Raw genomic sequence first — 22,813 nt, 5'->3', positions numbered from 1 at the left:
TTGTTGAGCTCGAGTGTTTTTAGATCATGCAAATACCAAGGCCAATGATTAGCATCCTCTTTACAGTGAACATTGATTGCTTCTTCATATTCATTCTGTGGAAAATTAAAGGGTTGTACATATTTATTTAAATCCGCAAAGCTCATTATAAAATGAGCAAGATTGGGCAAGAATTTTAAGCGTTGTTGTATGGGTATTTCTTGATCTTTCAGAATCTTAAAAAATGATGGTGACTAAATTGATGCCTTTTTATGCCTATTGCAGTTTTAATCGTTTTTAATTTATTTTATGATTAAAATTTAATCAAATTTTACTATTTGGTATGTTTTAGTTTTGTTGTTGCAACTTAAATGTAAGAAGTAAAAATGTGTTGAATGAAATTTTACACTTAAATTAAAACCTATTTATAATAGCGACTTTGAATCAACTGGGAAGAAACGCTCTTGAGTATCATTGTTGCACTAGATGCAAAAAGCGAATATGACGCTTTAACGATTGTGGATCAGCTTGATCCTGCTTTATGTCGTGTCAAAGTGGGCAAGGAACTTTTTACTCATGAAGGTCCAAGTGTTGTTAAAACTTTACAAGATAAAGGCTTTGAAGTTTTCCTTGATTTAAAATTTCATGATATTCCGAATACAACTGCTCAAGCTGTTTGTGCTGCGGCAGATCTAGGTGTGTGGATGGTCAATGTTCATGCGTCTGGCGGTCGAAAAATGATGGAAACCTGTGTAGATCGGTTAAAAGCAGGGAATTATCAAACACAATTGATCGCAGTCACGGTGTTAACTTCAATGGGACGTGAAGATTTGCGTGATATTGGCCTGGATATTGAACCCATAGATCAAGTAAAACGCTTGGCTAAGCTCACTCAAGAGAGTGGCCTGGATGGTGTGGTATGTTCGGCACAGGAAGCAAAAATTCTTCGTGAAATGTTAGGGGCAGATTTTGCATTGGTAACACCAGGTATTCGTCCTGAAGGTTCAAATGCCGATGACCAAAAACGTATTGTGACACCTAAACAGGCAATGCTGAACGGTTCAACACATTTGGTTATTGGTCGTCCTATTACACAAGCTGCTAATCCAAATCAGACTTTAAAAGATATTTTAGCGACGTTATAATTGTTGTACTTTTACTTTGTCACATGAGTGCGAAAAGCCTTTTTTAAGAAAGGCTTTTCATTTTGAATATAGTGTGATTTTATGAGATTTTTTTAATTGAGGATTTTTTCATGTCCCCTGAATTAAATACGGAAGATTTACAACAACAAGCCGAAAAAATTGTACAACAGTTAGAAGAAACCGAACAACAACAGGCACAGCAAAGTCAGAGTACAGATTGGACATCGGGCGTGGATGTGATTGAAATTGTGGCAGATATTTTGGATTTTTTGGGTGATGTTTTAAGCAATATTGATATTAATTTCTAAGATCAAGATATCATAAAATGGGGGGCAACGTATGGTTACCTCTCATTCGCGTCGCAATACCATTTAAAACTTCAAATTTAAAAATAAACTAATCAATAGCGGTGCGAGTAGCGAAAGAATTAAGCCACTCATCATGGCATGTGGTACATAATGTGTGCCACATGATTGCTTCACCATTGCCAGAGTAACATCCATTGAGGTTGCTCCAGCACTCGAAATCGCTGAACGTGGAAAACGCCAGCCTAGACAATACATAAGAAGAATGGCGAAAATTTCTCTGAAGAGGTCGGTTAATAAGGCAATGCCACCAAGTCGTGCTGAATGTAATTCAGTGAATAGAATGCCAGACATTGAGTACCATCCATATCCCTGAGCTAAAGCCATTATTTCATTTAAGTTAAAGTGATTAGATAAAATTAAATAATTCACGATTGCTGCTAAGCATGAACCAACAAAGGCTGCAGCGGGAACCAATAGTACTTTCCAACTTAACCAACTACGATCAAATTGCGTAAAAGCAAGCTCAATGCCAATCAAAAAGATAAATATGAGTAATAAATACCAACTATTAAATGCAATTTGTAGATTAGATTGAGTGACTAGTATTCCAAGTAAAATCCCTAAACCTAATGCTAGAAATGCTTTAGCGATATTTTTGAGTGCATTGATAAAGAGGTGTAATGAAATTTTTCCTTGTATGCTTTGACGATCAATCAGTTTGTAAGTAATCAGACAGATAAAGAAAGAACCAACTGATGTAGTAAATGCAATTAATAATGCAGGTGGTAATATTGCTGCTGAATCTGAGATATGATTCAAAGCTTGAGTCAGTTCAAAGGCAACACTCATTAATAATAAATAAGAAAAATAGGGTAAAATTTTAAATACAAATTGTTTAATTCGCTGTGATAGTTTTGGGGCGAGAAAATAGCCTAAGCTTATTGCGATAAAAATTTGGAAGATAAGAACAAAAGATTGCATAAAAAAAAGCAGGTTACGAATAACCTGCTTATTATGAAGAATTATTGATTAGGCTGCATTGTTTTTTGCATTTGTTGCTGTATGAATAAAATTATAGTCAGCGACATTTACTTTACGTGTTTCTAACCAATATTTCCAAGTATATGTTGGCCATAATGAGAAGTTTTTACCATCGGCTGCTTGATACCAACTACTGCATCCACCTGCTTGCCAAACTGTTCCTTTGAGTTGTTCCTGCACACGCTCATTAAATTGATCTTGTACCTGTTGTTTAATCTCAACAGCTTGAGAACCTGTTTTATCTACGGTTTGAATCAATTGCAAAATATAATTCACTTGAGATTCAATCATAAAAATAATAGAGTTATGACCTAAAATCGTATTTGGACCTAAGAGTTGGAATAGGTTAGGGAAGTTTTTCGTACTAACACCATAGTAGCTTTCTGCACCATCTTTCCAAGCTTGCTTAAGTTCGATTCCATTACGACCAACACAATCGAAATGCTTTAAGTAAATACGTGGGTCAGTAATGAATCCCGTACCATAAATCAAACAGTCAATTTGGCGTTCTTTACCATCTTTGGTAATAATGCCGTTAGCTGTAATTTCCTGAACGCCATCAGTAATTAATTCAACATTTTTACGGTTGAACGTTGGGAAGTACTTATTTGAAATCAAAATACGCTTACAACCCATCACGAAGTCTGGTGTAAGTTTTTTAGCGAGCTCTTTGTCTTTGACTTGAAAGCGGATAAATGCTTCTGCAAGCTTTTGACCATATTTCATGATCTGTGGTTGTACGATAGGTACGACACGTGATTCGTTGCTCCAATACAAACGAGTACGATGAATTTGACGATAAATATTTGAAGCTTTAAATAAAGATTTGCTTAATTGTGAATATTTACGTTCATCACGTGGAATGACCCATGCGGCAGTACGTTGGAATACATAAAGCTGTTTCACTTTTTGTGCAATCTCGGGGATATATTGAATTGCACTACCACCAGTACCAATAGAAGCAACAGATTTACCTTCTAAGCTGTATTGATGATCCCATTGTGAAGAATGGAAGACTTTACCTTTAAATTTTTCAATTCCTTTTAAGTGAGGAATTTGTGGAACGTGTAGGGGACCAGAAGCAAAAATAACAAATTGAGCTTCAATGGATGGTTGATCTTTAAAATCTAATGACCAAACATTACGATTTTCATCAAACTCAGCATGAGTAACTTCATGATTGAATTTGCAATAATCTTTTAATTTATATTGCTGAGTAATATCTTGGATATATTCAAAAATTTCATCAGCTTCAGCGTAACGTTTTGACCAATCTGTTTTGGGAGCAAACGAAAGTGAATACATGTGTGATTGAACGTCACAGGCAGCACCCGGGTATTGATTTTCACGCCATGTGCCACCAACGTCATTGGTTTTTTCTAAAATTACAAAATCATTCATTTGACTTTGTAATAGTCGAATAGACATTGCTAAACCACCAAAACCTGCACCAATAATTGCAACTTTAGTTTTTTGAATAGCATTTTGGGGTACATCACGCATAGTCCACGCCCTACACATCTAAATTTTATGCAAGTTTAAAGGTTTTGTAGAGATTAAATATGATTGTATAGACGCAAAACCTGATCATTTCGGCAATTCATTTATTCGTATTTTTATAGTACAACGTTAAAGTCTTGGGAATTACATTCGGAATTATGAAGAGATCTATCCTCGGATTGATGTATTTAATTCAAGGCATGCGTCATGTGGGTATTGATGTTGATGCTCGTTTAGCAGACATGGGAATACAAGCCGAAGCTTTAGATCCGAGTTCAATTATTCCAGATGAAATTGAATGGGATATTTTACAGTATATTAGTCAAGATATTTCTCCTGAACAAGGCTTAATCATTGGTCAACATTATGCGCTTGCAGGGTATGGCCCATTCTTGATGCTGCTTGTTACAAGCGATACTTTACATAAAGCTCTGTTAAATGGTGTGCGATTTCAGCAATTGACACATCTGTTTGGTTCATTACAACTAAATATTAAAAAAGATTACATCCATTTTCATTATCAACCAATTGATTTAAATACACATTTAGGATTATTTCGTGCTCAATGTGAAATCTCAGGTACTTATAAGTTCTTACAAGATATTTTTAAAATGATGGGGCTTGAAATCCCTAATATTCGTATTGAATTACCTTTTAAAGCACCTAAAGAATTAGAATTAATAGTGGCTTATCAAGACTATTATGGTCAGGATGTAAAATTTGAATGTCAGCATGCCTCTTTTATTCTAGAAAATACTGACATTTTAAATATAAAAATACCATCTGCTGATGTTCTTACTTACCGTGTCTATGAAGAAAAATGCCTACAAGATCTGAATAAATTAGAACGAAGTAGCCGTGTAAAGTTGACCATTTTAGAATATGTCGAGGAATATCTTGAAATGCAAAATGGTGTAATACCTACAATGTCTGAAACAGCATGTGCATTAAAGATTCCTGAGAGGACTCTAAGACATAAATTGCAGCAAATGCAAACAACTTATAAGGAAATACGCGAAAGGCTCATTAAGCAGAAAGCATTAAAGTTTATTGAAAACAGTGCATATTCAATTGGGCAAGTTGCGGAAATGTTAGGTTATTCTGAACCTGCTGCATTTAATCATGCGTTTAAACGATGGTTTGGTCAAAGTCCAAGACAATATAATCGTAATCATTAAAATGATTAAAAAATGGTACATTATGATGTTTAAACTCCATGATAATTAAGCCTAAAATCTAATGCCTTTGGACTTAATGTTCGATATAATTTTCACCAATTAAAATTGTAATAACACCTTATGTTAAATTCTAAACCAGACTCACATAGCACTTCATTTATGCCGATCTCACCTGCGGAGCGTTATGCTCAAGCAATCGAATCAGGTCAATTCATGCCAGATGAAGCTCAAGCTCAGGCAGTGCAAGAGTTAGATCGAGTATGGAAAGAGTTGCTTACTCGTTATAAAGCCTCAAAGAAAGCGTTTAGACGTTTCCGTCGTCAAACCTATCCAAAAGGGGTATATATGTGGGGTGGCGTAGGGCGTGGGAAAACATGGTTGATGGATCAATTTTATGAATCAGTTCCATTTCGCCGCAAAACACGCATGCATTTTCATCATTTTATGCAACATGTCCATAAAGAGTTGAATAAGCTTTCTGGTCAACGTAATCCTTTGGATTCTGTTGCGGATCAAATTTATAAAAATGCGGTTGTTATTTGTTTTGATGAATTCTTTGTATCGAATGTCACTGATGCAATGATTTTAAGTGATTTGTTCCAAAAACTATTTGAACGCGGAATTACCCTTATTGCGACCTCTAACATTGCACCAGAAGGTCTCTATAAAAATGGTATTCATCGTGACCGTTTTATGCCAACAATTGAATTGGTTCAGAAAAACTGTACAGTTCTGAATGTAGATGCTGGTGTAGATTATCGTTTGCGTGTTTTGAAGCAGGCTCAATTATTCAAGCATCCATTGAGTAATGATGCTCAAGCATGGATGTATGAACGTTTTCAAGCGCTGACACACACCCAAACACTTTCTAATACACCCATCATGATTAACAATCGTATTGTAGAAACGCTTGGGCATACAGAAGATGTATTGTGGTGTGAATTCTCTGAGTTATGTTTTAAACCACGTAGTCCAGCTGACTTCATTGAAATTGCTAATATTTACAATACGGTACTGGTAAGTAACGTGCCGCATTTAACTGATTTTCTCTCAGAAGGAACCCGTCGCTTTATTTATTTAGTTGATGAGTTTTATGATCGTGGCGTGAAATTACTTTTAACTTCAGAAGATTCAATTATTGATCTTTATGAAGGTGAGAAATTAGCATTTGAAATTGAACGAACACGTTCACGTTTATTAGAAATGCAATCCGATGATTATCTGCATTCAGAGCATCGTCAAATTCAGGTTTCAAAAACTTCATAAATTATAAAGGCATTCTCAGGAATGTCTTTTTTATAAATTCATATAGAGAAAGCTTTATTCTTAATTGAATTTTATTATAACTAAATGAGTTTTAAAAAGTGAGTATGTCGCAGAATAGAAGTAGCTAGATCAAAACTTGGTTTTGGTGTTTATAAAAATTATATTTGTCAATACTTAGACTAAGAAAATGCTTACTATTTAGCAATGTGATATTACTATTCAGGCTAGTATAAATCGGTATACTAGGTTTCTTGTTATAAAAAGTTAGCATCATCAGGAAAGACAATGACTGTACGTATTCAACAAGGCAAGCTAGCGATTGCTAAAGAACTTTACGATTTCATCGAAAATGAAGCTTTACCAGGCTCTGGTTTAGACAGTGAAACTTACTGGAAAAATTTCGAGCAAGTCGTTGTCGATCTTAGCCCAAAGAATAAAGCACTATTAGCTAAGCGTGATGAAATTCAAGCTAAGATTGATGAATGGCATCGTAATAATGAATTTGAGTTAAATGCGTATAAAGCATTTTTAACTGAGATTGGTTACTTAGTACCAGAAGTTGCTGATTTCCAAGTAACGACTGAAAATGTAGATGAAGAAATTGCATTATTAGCTGGTCCTCAGCTTGTTGTGCCAGTACGTAACGCACGCTATTGCTTAAATGCTGCGAATGCACGTTGGGGTTCATTATATGATGCACTTTACGGTACTGATGTAATTTCTGAAGAAAATGGTGCAGAGAAAGGTAAGGGATACAACCCAGTCCGTGGCGATAAAGTAATTGCTTTCGCTAAAGATTTTCTTAATCAAACATTCCCACTTGCTCAAGGCTCTCATGCCGATGCAACTAAATATGCAGTTGATCACAATCGTTTAGTTGTAACTTTAAAAGATGGTTCAACAACCTCTTTGGCTCATGAAGTACAATTTGTTGGCTTTAATGGCGATGCTGCAAACCCAACTGAAATCGTTTTATTAAATAATGGCTTGCACGTTATTATTGATATCGATGCAAATAGCCCAATCGGTAAAACTGATGCGGCTGGCGTTAAAGATTTAACTCTAGAAGCTGCTATTACAACGATCCAAGATTTAGAAGACTCAGTTGCAGCTGTTGATGCAGAAGAGAAAGTTGAAGGCTATCGTAACTGGTTAGGTTTAATGAAGGGTGACTTGCAAGAGTCAATCGAGAAAAATGGTAAAACCATTACTCGTGCATTAAACAAAGACCGTACAGTTCAGAACTTAATTGGCGGTACTACAACGCTACATGGTCGTTCATTAATGCTTCTTCGTAACGTTGGTCATTTAATGACTAACCCTGCGATCCTTGTAGATGGCCAAGAAGTATTTGAAGGTATTATGGATGCATTAGTTACTCCATTACTTACAATTACAGATATTCGTGGCGAAAACGAAAATAAGAACTCTCGTAAAGGTTCTATGTATATCGTTAAACCAAAAATGCATGGTCCAGAAGAAGTTGCATTTGCAGTTGAATTATTTGAGCGTGCAGAACAAGCACTCGGTTTACCTGCAAAAACTCTCAAAATCGGTATCATGGATGAAGAACGTCGTACTTCAGTTAATTTGAAAAACTGTATTGCTGCTGCAAAAGACCGTACGATTTTCATTAACACTGGTTTTATGGATCGTACGGGTGATGAAATCCATACGTCTATGGAAGCAGCGCCAATGGTACGTAAAGAAGCTGTTAAATCTCAGAAATGGATTGCTGCTTACGAAAATCGTAACGTTGCAATTGGTTTGGCTTGTGGTTTACAAGGTAAAGCACAAATTGGTAAAGGCATGTGGCCAAAACCAGATAGCATGAAAGATATGTTGGCGACTAAGACAGCTCATCCAAATGCGGGTGCTTCTTGTGCATGGGTTCCATCACCTACAGGTGCTGTACTTCACGCAATGCATTATCATCAAATTAATGTAAAAGCACGTCAAGACGAATTGGCTGCTGAAGATATGTTGACTTTAGATGATTTGTTAACGCCTCCTTTTGCACCAGAAACAAACTGGAGTGCTGAAGAGTTGAATAACGAACTTGAAAATAATTGTCAAGGTATCTTGGGTTATGTTGTACGTTGGGTTGATCTAGGAGTAGGTTGTTCTAAAGTGCCAGACATCAACAACGTTGGTTTAATGGAAGACCGTGCAACTTTACGTATTTCTTCTCAGCATGTTGCAAACTGGTTGCGTCACGGTATCGTAACGAAAGAACAAGTTGAAGAAGTGCTTAAACGTATGGCTGTGATTGTTGATCAGCAAAATGCCAATGATCCGCTTTATACGCCAATGGCACCAAATTTTGATGGTATTGCATTCCAAGCTGCCGCTGATTTGATCTTCAAAGGTGCTGAGCAACCTTCTGGTTATACAGAGCCATTGTTACACGCTGCACGTTTAAAACTTAAAGGTTATACAGGTGATTAATTTCATCTAAAATAAAAAGCCTCCTCGGAGGCTTTTTTTATTAAGTAAGGTGCTTGTGATTTTATGTGTGCTAACTACAAACCAGTAACACTTGAGCAATTACAACAACTTGAACTACCACTTGTTCCTTTTAACTATCTTGATGAGATTTATCCAAGTTATAAAACACCATTATTATTTAAATCTGAACATGGACTGGAGTGGCGAGAAGTATTATTTGGTTTAGTGCCGAAATGGGCAGAGGATCTTAACAGCTCTAAACGTGCTTATAATGCTAGACATGAGACCATTTTTGAGAAACCAAGCTTTCAGGAGGCAGCTTATAAATGCAAGTTCGGTATAATTCCAGTCACTGAGTTTTATGAAAGTAAATATATTGGAAATAAACCTCAACGATGGGGTATAAGGCGTAAAGATGGCAGAGCCTTTTTTATTGCTGCACTTTATGAAATTTGTAAAATCAATAATCAAATTATTCGTTCAGCAGCGATGCTTACAATGGACGCAGTCGATCATCCGATGATGAAAGAATTTCATGAACCTGGCGATATAAAAAGATCAGTTGTCATCATTCCACATGATCGTCTTGATGATTGGTTGAGTTTAAAACAACCACATCAAATGATTCAATTTATGCAAGGGTTTCCAGTCGAAGAGTTTGAATGTTCACATGTACCTAAGGCAAAAATAGCAAAACAAACACCTCAGTTAAATATGTTTGATCTTTTCTAAATAAAAAAGGTTTCTAATAAGAAACCTTTTTTTATATTTTATCAATCAACGAGCAAGATTTTTAAACATATGTTTTAAAATTTCCATCGTCTTTTCAATTTGCAACGGCGTTAATCCATCAAATGATTGTTCTAATATTACAGAGGTTAGATCATTAATTTTAGTAATCATTTCTGTACCCTTATCAGTAAGATAAACGCGGGTAATACGACCATCTTCTTTACATGAATAAGTTTCAATATATCCCTCATCTTTAAGGCGATATACGATTTTTGTGGTTGTAGACATTTTAGAAATCACCATGTCTGAAAGTTCAGACACGCTTGCATGTGGTTTAACATTCAATGCAATTAAAATACGACGGCGAGAGTTGTCTAAACCATACTTCTTAAGTACATTATCGATATTTTGAACGTACTGTGCATTTACTTGAGAAATCCAGAAATAAGGAAAGTCTTCTAAGTTAAATGTTTCTGATGTAGGTAAAAAACGCGCATATTTTTTAGGCATTAAGTTATTTCCTATGCTTGTTACACAGAGTTGTTAGATGCAACTCCTAAATTCCATGAAATGTCTACAATTTATACGCTAGAAAAATGATAAAATCTAATTTTTCTAACATTCCATTTATAACAAATCTTCCTAAAAATGGTTGTATAACCATCTTTGCTTAGGATAGGGGTATCATCATGTAAACTACATAAAACTGTTATTAATGATGGTCTTACCTATCCATCTTGCCCCAATTGTATTTCTACAGTGTTGCATTGTAGCTTATTTGTAGAACAAATGTATTGTAGAAAATAAATACAAATTATGACGTGACTTTTTTATAAAAGATTCTGTCTAAAATGTCATATAGCTTTAAAATTATTACATTTGTAAAATAAAATAATCTAAAAAACAAATTAAATACATATATTTGAATTTAACATTTGGTTAAAAATTAAAATCCATAGTGCTGCTAAAAAAGTTGAATAAATACATTCTTTATCACATTTAATCACTATTAGTTAATTAATTTGCTTAAAAAGAATACAAATGTAGCTTTATTATTTAATTTTATATTGTTAAAAAATAATTCATTGTAAAAAAATTCTACTTAGTTATGTCATTTATAGTTTATGTAAATAATTGTAAACTAAAAAGGCGCATCTAAATAGGATTACAAATTTAGATACGCAAAAGGGTAAAGCTGTGAGTTTAGGGATTACATTCTCAGTTCTTTTTCTAATACGGGCCATAATTTCTGATGTGATTTTTTGAACATCAGCATATGTCCAATTTGTTTGTAACCATATTGTTGTGGTTTCAATTCAATCAAATTGGTTTGGGCATTAGGATAAAGTCTGAGTAAATCTTTAACATTTGCCTGTGTTGCGATTTCATCATCACTTGCCCAAATTGATGTAATCGGACAGACAATCTCTTGGTGATAATCAGCAAAAATACTTTTACCAATTGCATTCATGACATAACCAGGTTGACTACAAAATTCAGCCCATTGTTTTGCTACATTTTTAGGTAAATTTTCACCCATACCAATAAATTGTGTTGCACCGTATCCTTTAATAGCACTGGATATTGGAAAAATGACATTAAACATTAATGGAGCAAGAAGTTTAGTTTTTCCTTTTAAGCCTTTTACATGACCCGTTGAACCAGCGATTGCGACAACTTTAGCAACTTTTTGATGGTTAGGGTTGATTCCAAGTAATTGACCACCGGCACTATGTCCCAAAATAATCACTTGTTTAGCTTGAGCACGATTCAAGAGTGTTTCGATGGCTGCGGGAATATCTAATAAACCCCAATCATTGATACTGGCATTCGAATTTTTCAGTGCCCCATGTAAAGATTGACCTATTCCTCTAAAGTCAAAACTTAAGACCTTGTAGCCTTGTTGATTTAACCATTCAGCAAATGAGTGATAAAAACCTTTGGTAATACCTGTTGCTGGACAAATTAGAATCGGAAATGGTTTAGTGGCATCACTTGCTGGATAATACTGTGCTGCAAGTTGGTAACCATCTTTACAACTGATCCAAAATGATTCAAATGTAGTCATTTGAGAAATACTCTTGTCTGGACATATTTTCAGTTTATACAAGTTCCAAAAAGAAACTCGTTTAAAAAATGACTTAAAAGTCAAATTTTATGTAATATAGCTATTTTTGGAAAAACAATTTGGGGAAAAGGGAATGTTAATTTTAACCAGTGCAACCAAATTGGCGATCATTTTTAGTGGAATATTTCTTTGGATAGGGATGCTAACTGGTGTTTGGAAGTATTATCAAATTAGAAATACAGAGCTTGCACGTGCACATTATTATGTCGATATTGCACATCGCAGTAGTTTGCTTTATGCCGCTGCGAGTTTAATCTTGGCTGCATTAAGTTATTTTACAAGTTTATCGGATAGTTTGAGTCTATTTTGCGTTGTGGCGAATTTATTCTTTTTCTCAATGTCAATTTTGGTCTATATCATTCATGGAATGTTAAAAGATACAACGAATCAGTTTAAGCAACCGCATACGTTAGGGCAGTGGTCGATTCCAAGATGGTGTATGACATTTTTAATGTTGAGTTTAATAATGGTCGAATTAGGTGCTACAGCAGTATTACTATTAGGAACAATCTTAAAATTTACCAGTTAGAAAAATGGATGATTACTCATCCATTTCTTATATTAAAAATTCTTTTGGCGCTCAGCACTTATCTGTCGAAACTTTCGATCAATAATCCCCCACGTACAAAAGGCTAAAGAGACGATTAAAGCGTATGCAAAGTATTCAGGTTTTAAATTACCCTTAATAGTGCCTTGCAATAACAGCGTCGCCATTAAGGCAAATGTCGTAATTGCATATACGATGGAATCATTGGTCTTTAGAGTGTCAATGAAGACTTGCTTGTTGAAATGTAATGAGAACATCTCCATCCCTCCTTGAGTAGTGATGACAAAACCTAATCGTTTTTGTCAGAATTAAGATTAAAGTTGTACTTTTATTTTTTCAATATTTCAATAGCTAATTTCACTATTTTTTAAATAAATTTAAGAATGTATTGATTTCTATATAGATTGAGCATTTTTTGAGTGTATTAAGGTTATTTTTATTATGAATAGTGATGTGGGTTTTTTACAATTTGAAAAAGTTGCTGAAAAGATGTTTTTGTTATTCAGATTAAATACAGTGTGAATAATACAGGTAGAGGTAGATACAAATAAGATAAAAATAATTTGTCGTAAACAAAAAATGTAAGTTGGATAAAAGAACATTTTTTGTATAGCTAAAATTATGTTTGGGTAAAACATCATTTTAACGACAAATCATTTTAATTTTGAGAAGTAGTATTGCTAGAGAATCGATCTACAGCAATTGCGATAACGAGTACGACCAATGAAGGCAATAACCAAGCAAGGTTCTGTTCATTCAACGGCAAATTATTAATGAATTGAGGGAGTTGTTCAGAGAATCCAGCCGCTTTGAGTGCTTCAATAATGCCAAAAAGAAAAGCAACAGCAGTAACAGAGCTCACGACAGTTGAAGGTTTATTCCAATATTTCCAGAAGAAACTCATCATAATCACAACAATCGCTGGTGGATAAATTGCACTCAACACTGGAACAGAGAACGCAATTAGTTTTGTTAAGCCTAAATTAGAAATTAATAATGAAAATCCAATTAAGATAAAAACTAATAATTTATACGGTAAGCCTGTTAATTCAGTGAAATATTCTGCACATGCACAGGTAAGGCCAATTGCAGTTACCATACAGGCAAGAAAAATCAAACCAGCTAAAAACAACGAACCTAGATCACCAAAGGCGTGTTGTACATAAGCATGCAGAATTACTGCACCATTCGCTGCATTCGCCGCAACTTCATGGCTACCTAATCCAAGTTTAAATAGGCTGATATATACTAGGGTTAAACCTACACCAGCAATTAAACTCGCGATAATCGCATATTTGGTGATCAGCTTTGAATCTGTCACTCCACGAGACTGAATCGCTTGAATAATCACAATACCGAATACTAAGGCGCCCAAAGTATCCATCGTTAAATAGCCGTTTACGAAGCCTTCAGAAACAGGACTAGTCACATATTTATGGATTGGTGGAGAAATATAGCCAGTAGGGATAAGGATTGCTGCAATACCAAGAACCGCTAGAGCAGCAATTTTTAAAGGAGCTAAGACATGACCTACTGTATCTAATAATTTATTCGGGTAAAGCGAGATCACAGTGACAAGTGTAAAATAAATAACACTATAAATTAGTAGACTGCTATTTGATGTACCAAAATATGGAGCAAATCCTATTTCATAAGAAACAGTTGCAGTACGTGGTGTGGCAAATAATGGTCCAACAGACAAATAACAGACAATCGTGAGGAGTAAGCTAAAAAAACGTCCAAGTGGCGAGCTGATAATTTCAATAGAGCCTTGCATACGAGACAAAGCCATAATGGTAATTACAGGTAGACCGACTGCGGTAATTAAGAATCCAAAAGCAGCGAGCCAAACATGCTCACCTGCTTGTTGCGCAACGATAGGGGGGAAAATAATATTGCCAGCACCAATGAAGAGTGCAAAGGTCATGAAACCGAGAGCAATAATATCTCCTGTACGAAGATGGTTCATAAAAGGGAGGTATAAAATAAAAGTGCGGATTCTAGAACAAATTTGTAGTCATTTGAAACTAATTTTATGTGAAATTTGGTTTATTTTTGTCTAATAAGAACTGATTAAAATCATATAATTAGCATTGGTAAACTTAATTTATTGAAAAGATTTTAAAAGTAAAAAATATAGCCCTTTATACTTTTTTACTATGATGCCGATTGAAATTAAATGTAAAATAATAACAACCGTTCAATCTTAAAACGATTGAAGATTTTTGTACGACAGCGTACAACTGTTGAAATACGAGATGCAGTACAAAAATGAATCTGCATGTTGCATTAACCTATATTTAAATAAGGAAAATCTCGAATGAGAGCTTCTACTGTGACGATTAAATCTGAGCAAGATATTGAGAAATTACGTATCTCAGGACGTTTAGCGGCACAAGTATTAGAAATGATTGGTGATTATATTAAGCCCGGCGTTTCAACTGAATATTTAGACGATATTTGTAACGACTATATCGTAAATACTTTGCAGGTGATTCCAGCCAATGTGGGATATCACGGTTTTACCAAGACGACATGTATTTCAGTTAATGAAGAAGTGTGCCATGCAATTCCTTCCGCAAAGAAAATTTTGCAAGAAGGCGATATATTAAATATCGATGTTGCTGTAATCAAAGATGGTTATTTTGGGGATACCAGCCGTATGTATTTTGTGGGCGAGCCGAGCCCAGAAGCCAAGAAACTGGTGGAAACAACTTATGAAGCAATGCTTGCAGGGATTCATACGGTAAAACCAGGTGCGACACTCGGTGATATTGGTTATGCAATTCAATCCGTTGCGCAACGTGAAGGTTATAGTATTGTCCGAGAATATTGTGGTCATGGTATTGGTCGTATCTATCATGAACAGCCGAATATTTTGCATTATGGTCAAAAAGGACAGGGCATGACCTTGAAAAAGGGTATGGTATTTACGATTGAACCGATGGTGAATGCTGGTAAACGACATGTGAAAGAACTGAATGACGGATGGACTGTGGTGACACAAGATAAGTCCTTATCAGCACAATGGGAACATATGATTGTTGTTACTGATGATGGTTTTGAGTTGTTAACACCTTGGCCAAATGGAACAGGACACTATCCAACGGTGTAATGTATTTAAAAAAGAGCTTGAATGATTTAAGCTCTTTTTTTATTCGGTGACTCTGTTAATTGTTCTACTAAATAATCGATAAAGACTCGTACAGCGGGTAATAGACCTCTACGTGACGGATAAACGGCATGGAAAATACCATGTGGGGCAGTCCATTCAGGTAAAACTTTGACCAATTGCCCTGATTTTGTGAAATCTTGTGCAATACTATCTGGTAATAAAGCAATTCCACAATTTTGACTTGCCAATTCCGCAAGCATCAACAAATTCGAACCCATAATGACAGGATTTACTTTAATTTTCTTTTGTTGATTTTCAGGTCCAAATAATAAAAAGTGTTGATCTAGATGTTCTTCGGACATACTGATAATACGATGCTCAGATAATTGTTCTGGCGTTGTTAAATGACCGAATTCATTTAAATAAGCTTGACTAGCAAATAGACGTTGCTCAATTGCTGTAAACTGACGCAAAACTAAATTAGGGTCATCGTCTAGCTTAGAGCGAACACGTAAGGCGAGATCAACGCCTTCGTTAATTACATCAATTCTGCGATTGCTTACCATCATTTGAACCCGAACTTCAGGGTACTTCTTTAAAAAGCTCGGTAATATTTTCGCCATTTGATTTTGTGCAATATCAACTGGAACACTGACTTTAATTACACCGCGTGGTTCGCTACTTAAGTGATTGACAACATCATGTGCAGCTTGGGCTGCATTCATCATCACTTGAGCATGACGATAAACATCCATACCAATATCGGTAACGGCAAAGTGTCGTGAACTACGTTGAATTAAGCGTACACCCAGCTGTTCTTCGAGATTATAAACTCTGCGACTTAATTTGGATTTAGGAATATCAGTTGCTCTTTCAGCCGCACTAAAACCACCATGTTCGACAACAAGGGCAAAGCAATAAAAATCATCTAAATCCGTTAGCATTACGCTATAAACTCCAGCTTTTGTGATTAGGGTGAATCATTATAAAAGAGATTATTAAACATTTTGGAGTAATAATAAATCTCGAACCTGTTGGTATTCTTTCAAACGCTCAAAATCTTTGACTGTTGGTGATTGAATGCGAGATAAGTCCATATTGTCATTGATATCTGCTAATTTAACAACACGTGCGATTGGATTTTGTCGCGCTCGTTGAGCTGCTTCTAGACGAGTTTCTCCTTGTTTTTTAGTGAGTGCGACGATTGCGTCAATGAGATGCTCTTGAAAACCGAATTGGTATAAATCTTCAATCGTTGTTTCTGTATCTTCTAAAATATCATGTAAAACGGCCACAATTTTATGTTGAATTGTAGGAACATTTAACATGACTCTTAATGGATGCAATATATAAGGGGCATTTGCTTTATCTACTTGCCCTTCATGTTGTTTTGCAGCTAGTGAAATCGCTTGTTCAAGTGTTGCCATAATTTAAATCCCTGTTATTCAGATAGATTCACAAATCGTATTCTTTTAAACTAAATCCAAATTTTCTATGCTTTAAAATTATGACATACCAACTTATAAACGTGATCGATGCGACTCAAAACATTGCATGTCCATATTGTCATCAAGCTGTTTTAGATTGGGAACAAGAACAGTATGTTCAGCCGTGTGAGCATACTTTATTCATGGCTATGGATTTAGGTTTTGAATTTATTGCTGATCGTTTTGAAGAAGTTCTACCACAGTCGGTTGATGAAATTCATGAAGATCCAAGTATGAATATTTATAAGACCATTACTCAGGCGAACTATCCAAATCTACAAATTTACAAAGCCGATTTAGGGGTGGAAGGTATGTTTCGGTATGTTGGTTTTAGCTTAAACTAAAACTCATTGTAATAAAAAAGCCAATCATTTGATTGGCTTTCATTTTTTAGCTTATGCTTCAGGAGCAGGGCTATACTGTTCAACTAATGGCTTTAACTCACCATTTTGGAACATTTCAAGCATGATATCGCTACCACCAATGAGCTCGCCGTTTACCCATAATTGTGGGAAAGTAGGCCAGTTAGCAATTTGAGGTAATGTTGTACGAATATCTTGATTTTCCAAGATATTTACATAGGCAAATGGGCGACCAATTTGGCTAAGTGCTTCAACTGCACGCGCAGAAAAACCACATTGCGGAAATTGTGGAGTGCCTTTCATGTAAAGTAAAACAGGGTGTTTCGCAATTTGATCACGAATTAACGCTACTGTATCACGCGCTTGTTCCGTCATAGATAGATCCTCAACTAATCTTCGTAAATTATATACTGAAAAACAGTTTTGCGGCTATTGCTAAAGATTTTTCTTATATAAATGTGAGTTTGAGCTTTCAATCTACTCAAGTTTTTGCTTATATAACTTTTTTCACCACAACTAATGATAGATTGAGTTTGTTATGACTAATATCACTCTTGCTCCTGTGCAACCTGATCAACCATCACATCTTATGGCAACTTATGGTCGCCAAGCGATCAGCTTTGTACGAGGACGAGGGGCGTATCTATATACGGCAGATGGGACAGAATATTTAGATGCCTTGACGGGGATTGCCGTGTGTGGATTGGGTCATGCTCATCCTGTGATAGCGGAAGCGATTGCTGAACAGGCTGCAACCTTGATTCATACCAGTAACTTATTTGAAATTCCTTGGCAAACTGCCGCTGCCCAGAAACTTGCTGAAGTTTCTGGAATGGAAGAGATCTTTTTCTCCAATAGTGGTGCTGAGTCAAATGAAGGTGCGATTAAAATTGCCCGTAAGTTTGGTTCCCAGCAAGGGATTGTCAATCCAAAGATTTTGGTTGCTGAACAGTCTTTCCACGGCCGTACACTGGCCACCTTGTCTGCGACAGGAAATAAAAAGGTTCAGGAGGGTTTTGCGCCGTTGGTTCAGGGCTTCATCCGTGTACCGTTTGGGGATGTCGAAGCGATTCAGGAAGCGGCAATCCATCATCCTGATATTGTTGCAATCCTGATTGAACCGATTCAGGGGGAAGGTGGAGTGAACACCGCACCGCAAGGCTTTAGCTATCTGGAAGAAGTCCGTGCGTTATGTAATCAGCATAACTGGTTGATGATGCTGGATGAAATCCAGACTGGAAATGGGCGTACAGGTAAATATTTTGCCTATCAGCACACCAGTATCGTTCCTGATGTGATGACCACAGCCAAAGGTTTGGGTAATGGTTTTCCAATTGGGGCGGTGATGACTCAGGGTAAAGCGATCGGTTTACTGGGTGCAGGCAGCCACGGTTCAACCTATGGTGGCACAGTGTTGGGCTCGCGTGTGGTCTATACGGTACTGGATACACTTGAAAAAGAGAATGTGGTCGCAAATGCTGCCACTGTCGGTGCCTATATCGTGAATCAACTCAAAGCGCAATTGGCTGGTTACAATGTACAGGTGCGTGGTTTTGGTATGATGATTGGTATTCAGCTACCAAAAGACTGTGCTGAACTTGTTGCGATTGCCCGTGATCAATATAAATTGATTATTAATGTCACTGCGGGTTCTGTGGTTCGTTTGTTACCCACACTCAACATGACTCAAGCTCAGGCAGATGAGCTGTTGCAACGTCTTGTGCCTGCAATCCAGAACTTTCTAAAGGCATAGTTCTGGGTTTTTAAAATAAAAAACAGGGTAGTGAATTGCCCTGTTTTTTTATTTTTATAGAATTAACCAGAGATATATTGTTGAAGCTGTTCAATCAGGATACGTTGATCTTCCATTGCTGCTTTCACCAAGTCACCAATTGAGATAAAACCCACCAACTTTTCTTGATCCAATACAGGTAAATGACGTAAATGACGATCGGTCATGAGCTGTAGACATTCTTCTACCGTATGGTTCAAGCCGACTGAAATGACCTTGGATGTCATAATGTCCGAGACAAGTGTGCTTTCTGAGGTGCGTTCCATCAAGGCGATCTTACGGGTATAGTCACGTTCAGAGAAAATTCCAACCACTTTTTCATCTTCTGCAACCACCAGTGCACCTACACCTTTGTCCGCCATAATTTTAATTGCTTCAAGTACAGTCGCATTTGGCGAAATTGTAAAAATTGATTGTACAGCTTTATTTTTGATGACTTGGGCAACGCTTGTCATTGTTTATCTACCTCTGTTGTATTGTCATTTTCATTTAACTTAACGGTATTTTTTTTAATTGCAAAGTCCTAAATGCACAACAATGATAACTTTCTCTTGTGAATGTCTAAAAAGTCATCATGATTGGTGGGCAAATTTATTACGCCATAACTGGTTCTTGCATAAAAAAGAAATGCTGCATTTGTTGTGTCGAAAGTTTGAATTTGCGATGCGAAGAATTAAATAAAGCAGGCTCTACTTGTAAACGCGTTAAGGTTGGTAATAGTGATTCATGAAAATCTTTAGGTGTAATTTTACGTGGTTTATAATTTTTCCAATTTGATTTTGCATAACGGTGTGCTTGTACGCCATTCAACCAAAACGGGAATACATGACCATCGTGATCGGACTTGATTGCCCAACCTTGATGATATAAACCCCAAAGTACGCCACAATACATCATTGTTTTTAGAATTGAAATTTTAATCATCAACTCGCGTGATACTGGTTGGAAATTATTAAAACGATACATGTTCGTAAACTAATTTTATTTAAACTCATGTTTAATTATAAGAAATTTATATGGCATTTATGTTTAAACAATTGATCTAAATCGTAAGCAAATATTCTTTTGGGTCAAAATATCATCTTGATTATTCAATCTTTGCATCAGATAAAAGCAATTCAGAAAGACTCTAGAAATATTTTTTTATTAAAGTTAACGCTACCTGAGCAAATCAAAGCTTTGATGCAGCGCAAGTTAGACCGTGGGAGGGAGTGAGGTTGTACGTTTTAAGGAGGTATTAAAAAACGCCACCTGAGTGACGTTTTCTTATGCTTGCATTGTTGCTAACTTTTGCCAATATTGAGCTTTCAAAGAATCACGTTCTACTCGAAAACCTTGATAATACAGTTCCGCTAAAAATAATGCTGCTTTACCGTGACCTGCTTGAGCTACTTGTTCAAGCTCTTTCACAGCATCTAGAAAGTTTTTTTGCGATTGAATTGTATTTACTGCATTGGCATACACATGCTCTAGTTCATGTTGTGTAAAATGCTGAATCATATATAACTCCTTATTTTAATTATGATTACTTCAGATTCTATTCAAAGATACTTTACTTTGAACTTAAGTCACTATAACTCTGAATTATGAAATAATTATGACAACATTACTTGAATTGTCAAGTATATTGCGTGTCTTTATTTAATTTGTAAGCTTACACGATTAAACACTTCTCGCAAATATTTTTAAGTAAAATCAAAGTGAAAATAATAGAAATCGATAAGGAGAATAATATGTCAAATGTAATTGATGGCTTCAGCTTTGATGTACCGCCAGCAGAAAGCCAAATTATTGCTTTAGCTCACCATCACCGTAAATTACTCGATGAGGCAATCTTTCATCAGGAGATTCACTTAGGTGACTATTGTTTAGCACAGCGTAAAAGAGTTTACGATTTCGCAAGTCATTTAAGCCCTGAACAAAAAGATCGGTTTTATGATATTTACAATGGCGAGTTGAAACGTATTGCTGATGATGATGATTTACATCCAGCTGATGCTGAAAGTGGTGTAGGGATGTTTGCTATATTTTTGGCACTTGTGATTATTGCATTTATTTTATATTTCGCCTTTGTCCGTTCGCTGATGAGTTGATTAATATCATATGAGCGTTCAATAAACTTACTACCGGTGAATTATTGAACGCTACACTTGTCCTAAGCGAGCTAGACACATACACTACATCTAATTCGAGGTAGATTATGCTGTCTATAATTTCTAAACATAAATTTTTACAATCCAAATTGGGGTTGAAAATTGACCAATTTTATAATGCTTTGGTCAGTATCATTATTTTGTCTATTTTTATCCTTGCATTTTATGCATTGAAACTTCCTGTCAATCCTTTGCAATATCAACAAGTACTTCAGTTTTCACAGCAAGCCACTCATCCTAAAACACAACAAATGGCAGTACATATACTGGAAAATTCTCAGATTCGCCGTGAAGATTATTTAAAGCTTTTGAACGCTTATCAATTTGAATCTAGTCGAATCAAAGAGTACCCAGCGATGGCACAAGAAGATGAATAAGTTTTAATCGACTCATTTCTATTTATAAATGAACAGTTTGCCTTAGTCAGGAAAAAGAAATCAATTTGTGCTAGACTGACCATCTTTAAAAAAGCTGCTTTTTTTCTCAAGGAATCGACATGCAACAGCAATCGAATATGCAAAATAAATTCTTGATAAATGCCGATATCGGAGATGACGATGTCACATTACCAAGTTTACCTGCTGTCGATGTTCCCATTATTGAGCCAGTAGCTAAAAATAGTGTTGAAACGCCATCACCTGTAGTTGTGGAAGAAACATCTGTTCCTGCTATTACAGAAGAAGCCAAGTCAACGGGTTTCTTTGGTCGTATGAAGGATGGTTTGGCTAAAACGCGTCGTAGTTTTACGGATGGTGTGGTCAATATCTTAATTGGTGGCAAAGAAATTGATGATGAGTTATTAGAAGAAGTTGAAGAACAGCTACTCATCGCCGACATTGGTGTCGATGCGACCAAAACTATTATCGCCAATCTTACTGAAAGAACTGCGCGTGGAGATTTAATTTATTCGCATGCGCTCTACAAAGCATTACAAGAAGAGTTGGTTGCATTACTGGCGCCACGTGTAAAACCATTACATATCGATCCAAATAAATCGCCTTATGTGATTTTAATGGTGGGTGTAAATGGCGTAGGTAAAACGACGACGATTGGTAAACTGGCTAAACGTTTACAAGGTGAAGGTAAAAAAGTCATGCTAGCGGCGGGTGATACTTTCCGTGCTGCAGCGACTGAGCAACTACAAATTTGGGGTGAACGTAACGATATTCCAGTTGTCGCTCAGGGGCATGGTGCTGATAGTGCGTCGGTTATCTTTGATGCTTTTGAAAGCGCGCGTGCGAAAGGTATTGATGTTCTAATCGCTGACACAGCAGGTCGTTTGCAAAATAAATCAAATCTTATGGAAGAGTTGAAAAAAGTTAAACGTGTGATGCAGAAGATTGATGCAACGGCACCGCATGAAATTATGTTAATTGTAGATGCGGGAACAGGCCAAAATGCAATTAACCAAGTACAACTGTTTGATGAGGCGGTTGGCTTAACGGGTATTACGATTACTAAACTTGATGGTACAGCGAAAGGTGGTGTGTTATTTAATATCGCAAGCCGTACCCATGTGCCAATTCGTTATATCGGTGTCGGTGAAAAGATTGATGATTTACGCCCATTCTCAGCTAAGTCTTTCGTTGCTGCGTTGTTTGAAACTGATAAGTAATTAGTTTACGTTAAAAA

The 22,813-nt window shown here is 36.1% G+C and carries 25 protein-coding genes; 13 read left to right on the top strand and 12 right to left on the bottom strand.

Features of this window, described 5'->3' with window-relative positions; genetic code table 11:
* The first annotated feature begins 443 nt into the window (after positions 1 to 443).
* Both pyrF and CDG56_RS03300 read left to right on the top strand, forming a co-directional pair.
* Complete coding sequence (pyrF, locus tag CDG56_RS03305) at positions 444 to 1,124, top strand: orotidine-5'-phosphate decarboxylase (RefSeq protein ID WP_087546929.1); 681 nt, start codon at positions 444 to 446, stop codon at positions 1,122 to 1,124.
* A gap of 110 nt (positions 1,125 to 1,234) precedes the next feature.
* Positions 1,235 to 1,432, top strand: coding sequence for a hypothetical protein (locus CDG56_RS03300; RefSeq protein WP_087545419.1), 198 nt, complete (start codon positions 1,235 to 1,237; stop codon positions 1,430 to 1,432).
* A gap of 63 nt (positions 1,433 to 1,495) precedes the next feature.
* Here CDG56_RS03300 and CDG56_RS03295 read toward each other — a convergent pair whose 3' ends face one another.
* Entirely contained in the window at positions 1,496 to 2,413 is a 918-nt protein-coding gene (locus CDG56_RS03295) for a lysine exporter LysO family protein (RefSeq protein WP_087546928.1), read from the bottom strand.
* 48 nt (positions 2,414 to 2,461) lie between these two features.
* On the bottom strand, positions 2,462 to 3,976 hold the full coding sequence (locus CDG56_RS03290; RefSeq protein WP_087546927.1) for a flavin-containing monooxygenase: 1,515 nt from the start codon (positions 3,974 to 3,976) through the stop codon (positions 2,462 to 2,464).
* 155 nt (positions 3,977 to 4,131) lie between these two features.
* Between CDG56_RS03290 and CDG56_RS03285 the strand changes: the two genes are divergently transcribed.
* From CDG56_RS03285 to CDG56_RS03270, 4 genes are all read left to right on the top strand, one after another.
* Positions 4,132 to 5,151 carry a helix-turn-helix transcriptional regulator gene (locus CDG56_RS03285; RefSeq protein WP_087546926.1) on the top strand — a complete coding sequence of 340 codons (1,020 nt, stop codon included), beginning with the start codon at positions 4,132 to 4,134 and terminating at the stop codon, positions 5,149 to 5,151.
* Between the two features lie 120 nt (positions 5,152 to 5,271).
* Positions 5,272 to 6,417 (top strand): cell division protein ZapE, encoded by a 1,146-nt coding sequence (zapE, locus tag CDG56_RS03280; protein WP_004662344.1) that lies wholly within the window; start codon positions 5,272 to 5,274, stop codon positions 6,415 to 6,417.
* Between the two features lie 285 nt (positions 6,418 to 6,702).
* The gene (locus CDG56_RS03275) at positions 6,703 to 8,865 is read left to right on the top strand and encodes a malate synthase G (RefSeq protein WP_087546925.1); all 2,163 of its coding nucleotides are present in this window, start codon (positions 6,703 to 6,705) and stop codon (positions 8,863 to 8,865) included.
* Positions 8,866 to 8,928: 63 nt separating this feature from the next.
* Positions 8,929 to 9,597 carry an SOS response-associated peptidase gene (locus tag CDG56_RS03270; protein ID WP_087546924.1) on the top strand — a complete coding sequence of 223 codons (669 nt, stop codon included), beginning with the start codon at positions 8,929 to 8,931 and terminating at the stop codon, positions 9,595 to 9,597.
* A 45-nt stretch (positions 9,598 to 9,642) separates the two neighbouring features.
* Here CDG56_RS03270 and CDG56_RS03265 read toward each other — a convergent pair whose 3' ends face one another.
* Positions 9,643 to 10,107, bottom strand: coding sequence for a MarR family winged helix-turn-helix transcriptional regulator (locus CDG56_RS03265; RefSeq protein ID WP_004662340.1), 465 nt, complete (start codon positions 10,105 to 10,107; stop codon positions 9,643 to 9,645).
* A gap of 700 nt (positions 10,108 to 10,807) precedes the next feature.
* Complete coding sequence (locus CDG56_RS03260; RefSeq protein ID WP_087545430.1) at positions 10,808 to 11,665, bottom strand: alpha/beta fold hydrolase; 858 nt, start codon at positions 11,663 to 11,665, stop codon at positions 10,808 to 10,810.
* Between the two features lie 133 nt (positions 11,666 to 11,798).
* On the opposite strand from CDG56_RS03260, the gene CDG56_RS03255 reads away from it, so the two are divergent.
* Positions 11,799 to 12,254, top strand: coding sequence for a hypothetical protein (locus CDG56_RS03255; protein ID WP_087546923.1), 456 nt, complete (start codon positions 11,799 to 11,801; stop codon positions 12,252 to 12,254).
* 32 nt (positions 12,255 to 12,286) lie between these two features.
* Here the strand turns inward: CDG56_RS03255 and CDG56_RS03250 are convergent, their stop codons facing one another.
* Both CDG56_RS03250 and brnQ read right to left on the bottom strand, forming a co-directional pair.
* On the bottom strand, positions 12,287 to 12,529 hold the full coding sequence (locus CDG56_RS03250) for a hypothetical protein (protein WP_005159983.1): 243 nt from the start codon (positions 12,527 to 12,529) through the stop codon (positions 12,287 to 12,289).
* Between the two features lie 401 nt (positions 12,530 to 12,930).
* Positions 12,931 to 14,241, bottom strand: coding sequence for a branched-chain amino acid transport system II carrier protein (brnQ, locus tag CDG56_RS03245; RefSeq protein WP_087546922.1), 1,311 nt, complete (start codon positions 14,239 to 14,241; stop codon positions 12,931 to 12,933).
* A 351-nt stretch (positions 14,242 to 14,592) separates the two neighbouring features.
* Between brnQ and map the strand changes: the two genes are divergently transcribed.
* The gene (map, locus tag CDG56_RS03240) at positions 14,593 to 15,387 is read left to right on the top strand and encodes a type I methionyl aminopeptidase (protein WP_087546921.1); all 795 of its coding nucleotides are present in this window, start codon (positions 14,593 to 14,595) and stop codon (positions 15,385 to 15,387) included.
* 26 nt (positions 15,388 to 15,413) lie between these two features.
* Here map and CDG56_RS03235 read toward each other — a convergent pair whose 3' ends face one another.
* Both CDG56_RS03235 and CDG56_RS03230 read right to left on the bottom strand, forming a co-directional pair.
* Positions 15,414 to 16,331, bottom strand: coding sequence for a LysR family transcriptional regulator (locus CDG56_RS03235; protein ID WP_005216426.1), 918 nt, complete (start codon positions 16,329 to 16,331; stop codon positions 15,414 to 15,416).
* A gap of 54 nt (positions 16,332 to 16,385) precedes the next feature.
* On the bottom strand, positions 16,386 to 16,814 hold the full coding sequence (locus CDG56_RS03230) for a guanosine-3',5'-bis(diphosphate) 3'-pyrophosphohydrolase (RefSeq protein ID WP_087546920.1): 429 nt from the start codon (positions 16,812 to 16,814) through the stop codon (positions 16,386 to 16,388).
* An 80-nt stretch (positions 16,815 to 16,894) separates the two neighbouring features.
* Between CDG56_RS03230 and CDG56_RS03225 the strand changes: the two genes are divergently transcribed.
* Entirely contained in the window at positions 16,895 to 17,218 is a 324-nt protein-coding gene (locus tag CDG56_RS03225; protein ID WP_087546919.1) for a hypothetical protein, read from the top strand.
* Between the two features lie 51 nt (positions 17,219 to 17,269).
* Here CDG56_RS03225 and grxD read toward each other — a convergent pair whose 3' ends face one another.
* Complete coding sequence (grxD, locus tag CDG56_RS03220; protein ID WP_004662328.1) at positions 17,270 to 17,611, bottom strand: Grx4 family monothiol glutaredoxin; 342 nt, start codon at positions 17,609 to 17,611, stop codon at positions 17,270 to 17,272.
* Positions 17,612 to 17,774: 163 nt separating this feature from the next.
* Between grxD and CDG56_RS03215 the strand changes: the two genes are divergently transcribed.
* A complete protein-coding gene (locus tag CDG56_RS03215; RefSeq protein ID WP_087546918.1) occupies positions 17,775 to 18,989 on the top strand; it encodes an aspartate aminotransferase family protein in 1,215 nt (404 codons plus the stop codon).
* A 62-nt stretch (positions 18,990 to 19,051) separates the two neighbouring features.
* On the opposite strand, the gene CDG56_RS03210 is transcribed toward CDG56_RS03215, so the two are convergent.
* The 3 genes from CDG56_RS03210 to CDG56_RS03200 form a co-directional block, all read right to left on the bottom strand.
* Positions 19,052 to 19,483 carry a CBS domain-containing protein gene (locus tag CDG56_RS03210; RefSeq protein WP_005159997.1) on the bottom strand — a complete coding sequence of 144 codons (432 nt, stop codon included), beginning with the start codon at positions 19,481 to 19,483 and terminating at the stop codon, positions 19,052 to 19,054.
* A gap of 139 nt (positions 19,484 to 19,622) precedes the next feature.
* Positions 19,623 to 19,994, bottom strand: coding sequence for a DUF2750 domain-containing protein (locus CDG56_RS03205; protein WP_005160000.1), 372 nt, complete (start codon positions 19,992 to 19,994; stop codon positions 19,623 to 19,625).
* 300 nt (positions 19,995 to 20,294) lie between these two features.
* Positions 20,295 to 20,528 (bottom strand): hypothetical protein, encoded by a 234-nt coding sequence (locus CDG56_RS03200; RefSeq protein WP_004662320.1) that lies wholly within the window; start codon positions 20,526 to 20,528, stop codon positions 20,295 to 20,297.
* Positions 20,529 to 20,761: 233 nt separating this feature from the next.
* Here CDG56_RS03200 and CDG56_RS03195 point away from each other — a divergent pair, with 233 nt between their 5' ends.
* The 3 genes from CDG56_RS03195 to ftsY all read left to right on the top strand — a co-directional run bounded on the left by CDG56_RS03195 (position 20,762) and on the right by ftsY (position 22,796).
* Positions 20,762 to 21,121, top strand: a complete 360-nt coding sequence (locus CDG56_RS03195; protein WP_005160009.1) for a hypothetical protein — start codon at positions 20,762 to 20,764, stop codon at positions 21,119 to 21,121.
* 107 nt (positions 21,122 to 21,228) lie between these two features.
* Positions 21,229 to 21,558 (top strand): hypothetical protein, encoded by a 330-nt coding sequence (locus CDG56_RS03190; RefSeq protein ID WP_087546917.1) that lies wholly within the window; start codon positions 21,229 to 21,231, stop codon positions 21,556 to 21,558.
* A gap of 119 nt (positions 21,559 to 21,677) precedes the next feature.
* Positions 21,678 to 22,796 carry a signal recognition particle-docking protein FtsY gene (ftsY, locus tag CDG56_RS03185; protein WP_087546916.1) on the top strand — a complete coding sequence of 373 codons (1,119 nt, stop codon included), beginning with the start codon at positions 21,678 to 21,680 and terminating at the stop codon, positions 22,794 to 22,796.
* The last annotated feature ends 17 nt before the right edge of the window (positions 22,797 to 22,813 follow it).

Source organism: Acinetobacter sp. WCHA39 (assembly GCF_002165385.1).
GTDB lineage: Bacteria > Pseudomonadota > Gammaproteobacteria > Pseudomonadales > Moraxellaceae > Acinetobacter.
This window is presented reverse-complemented; position numbering and strand designations above follow the sequence as displayed.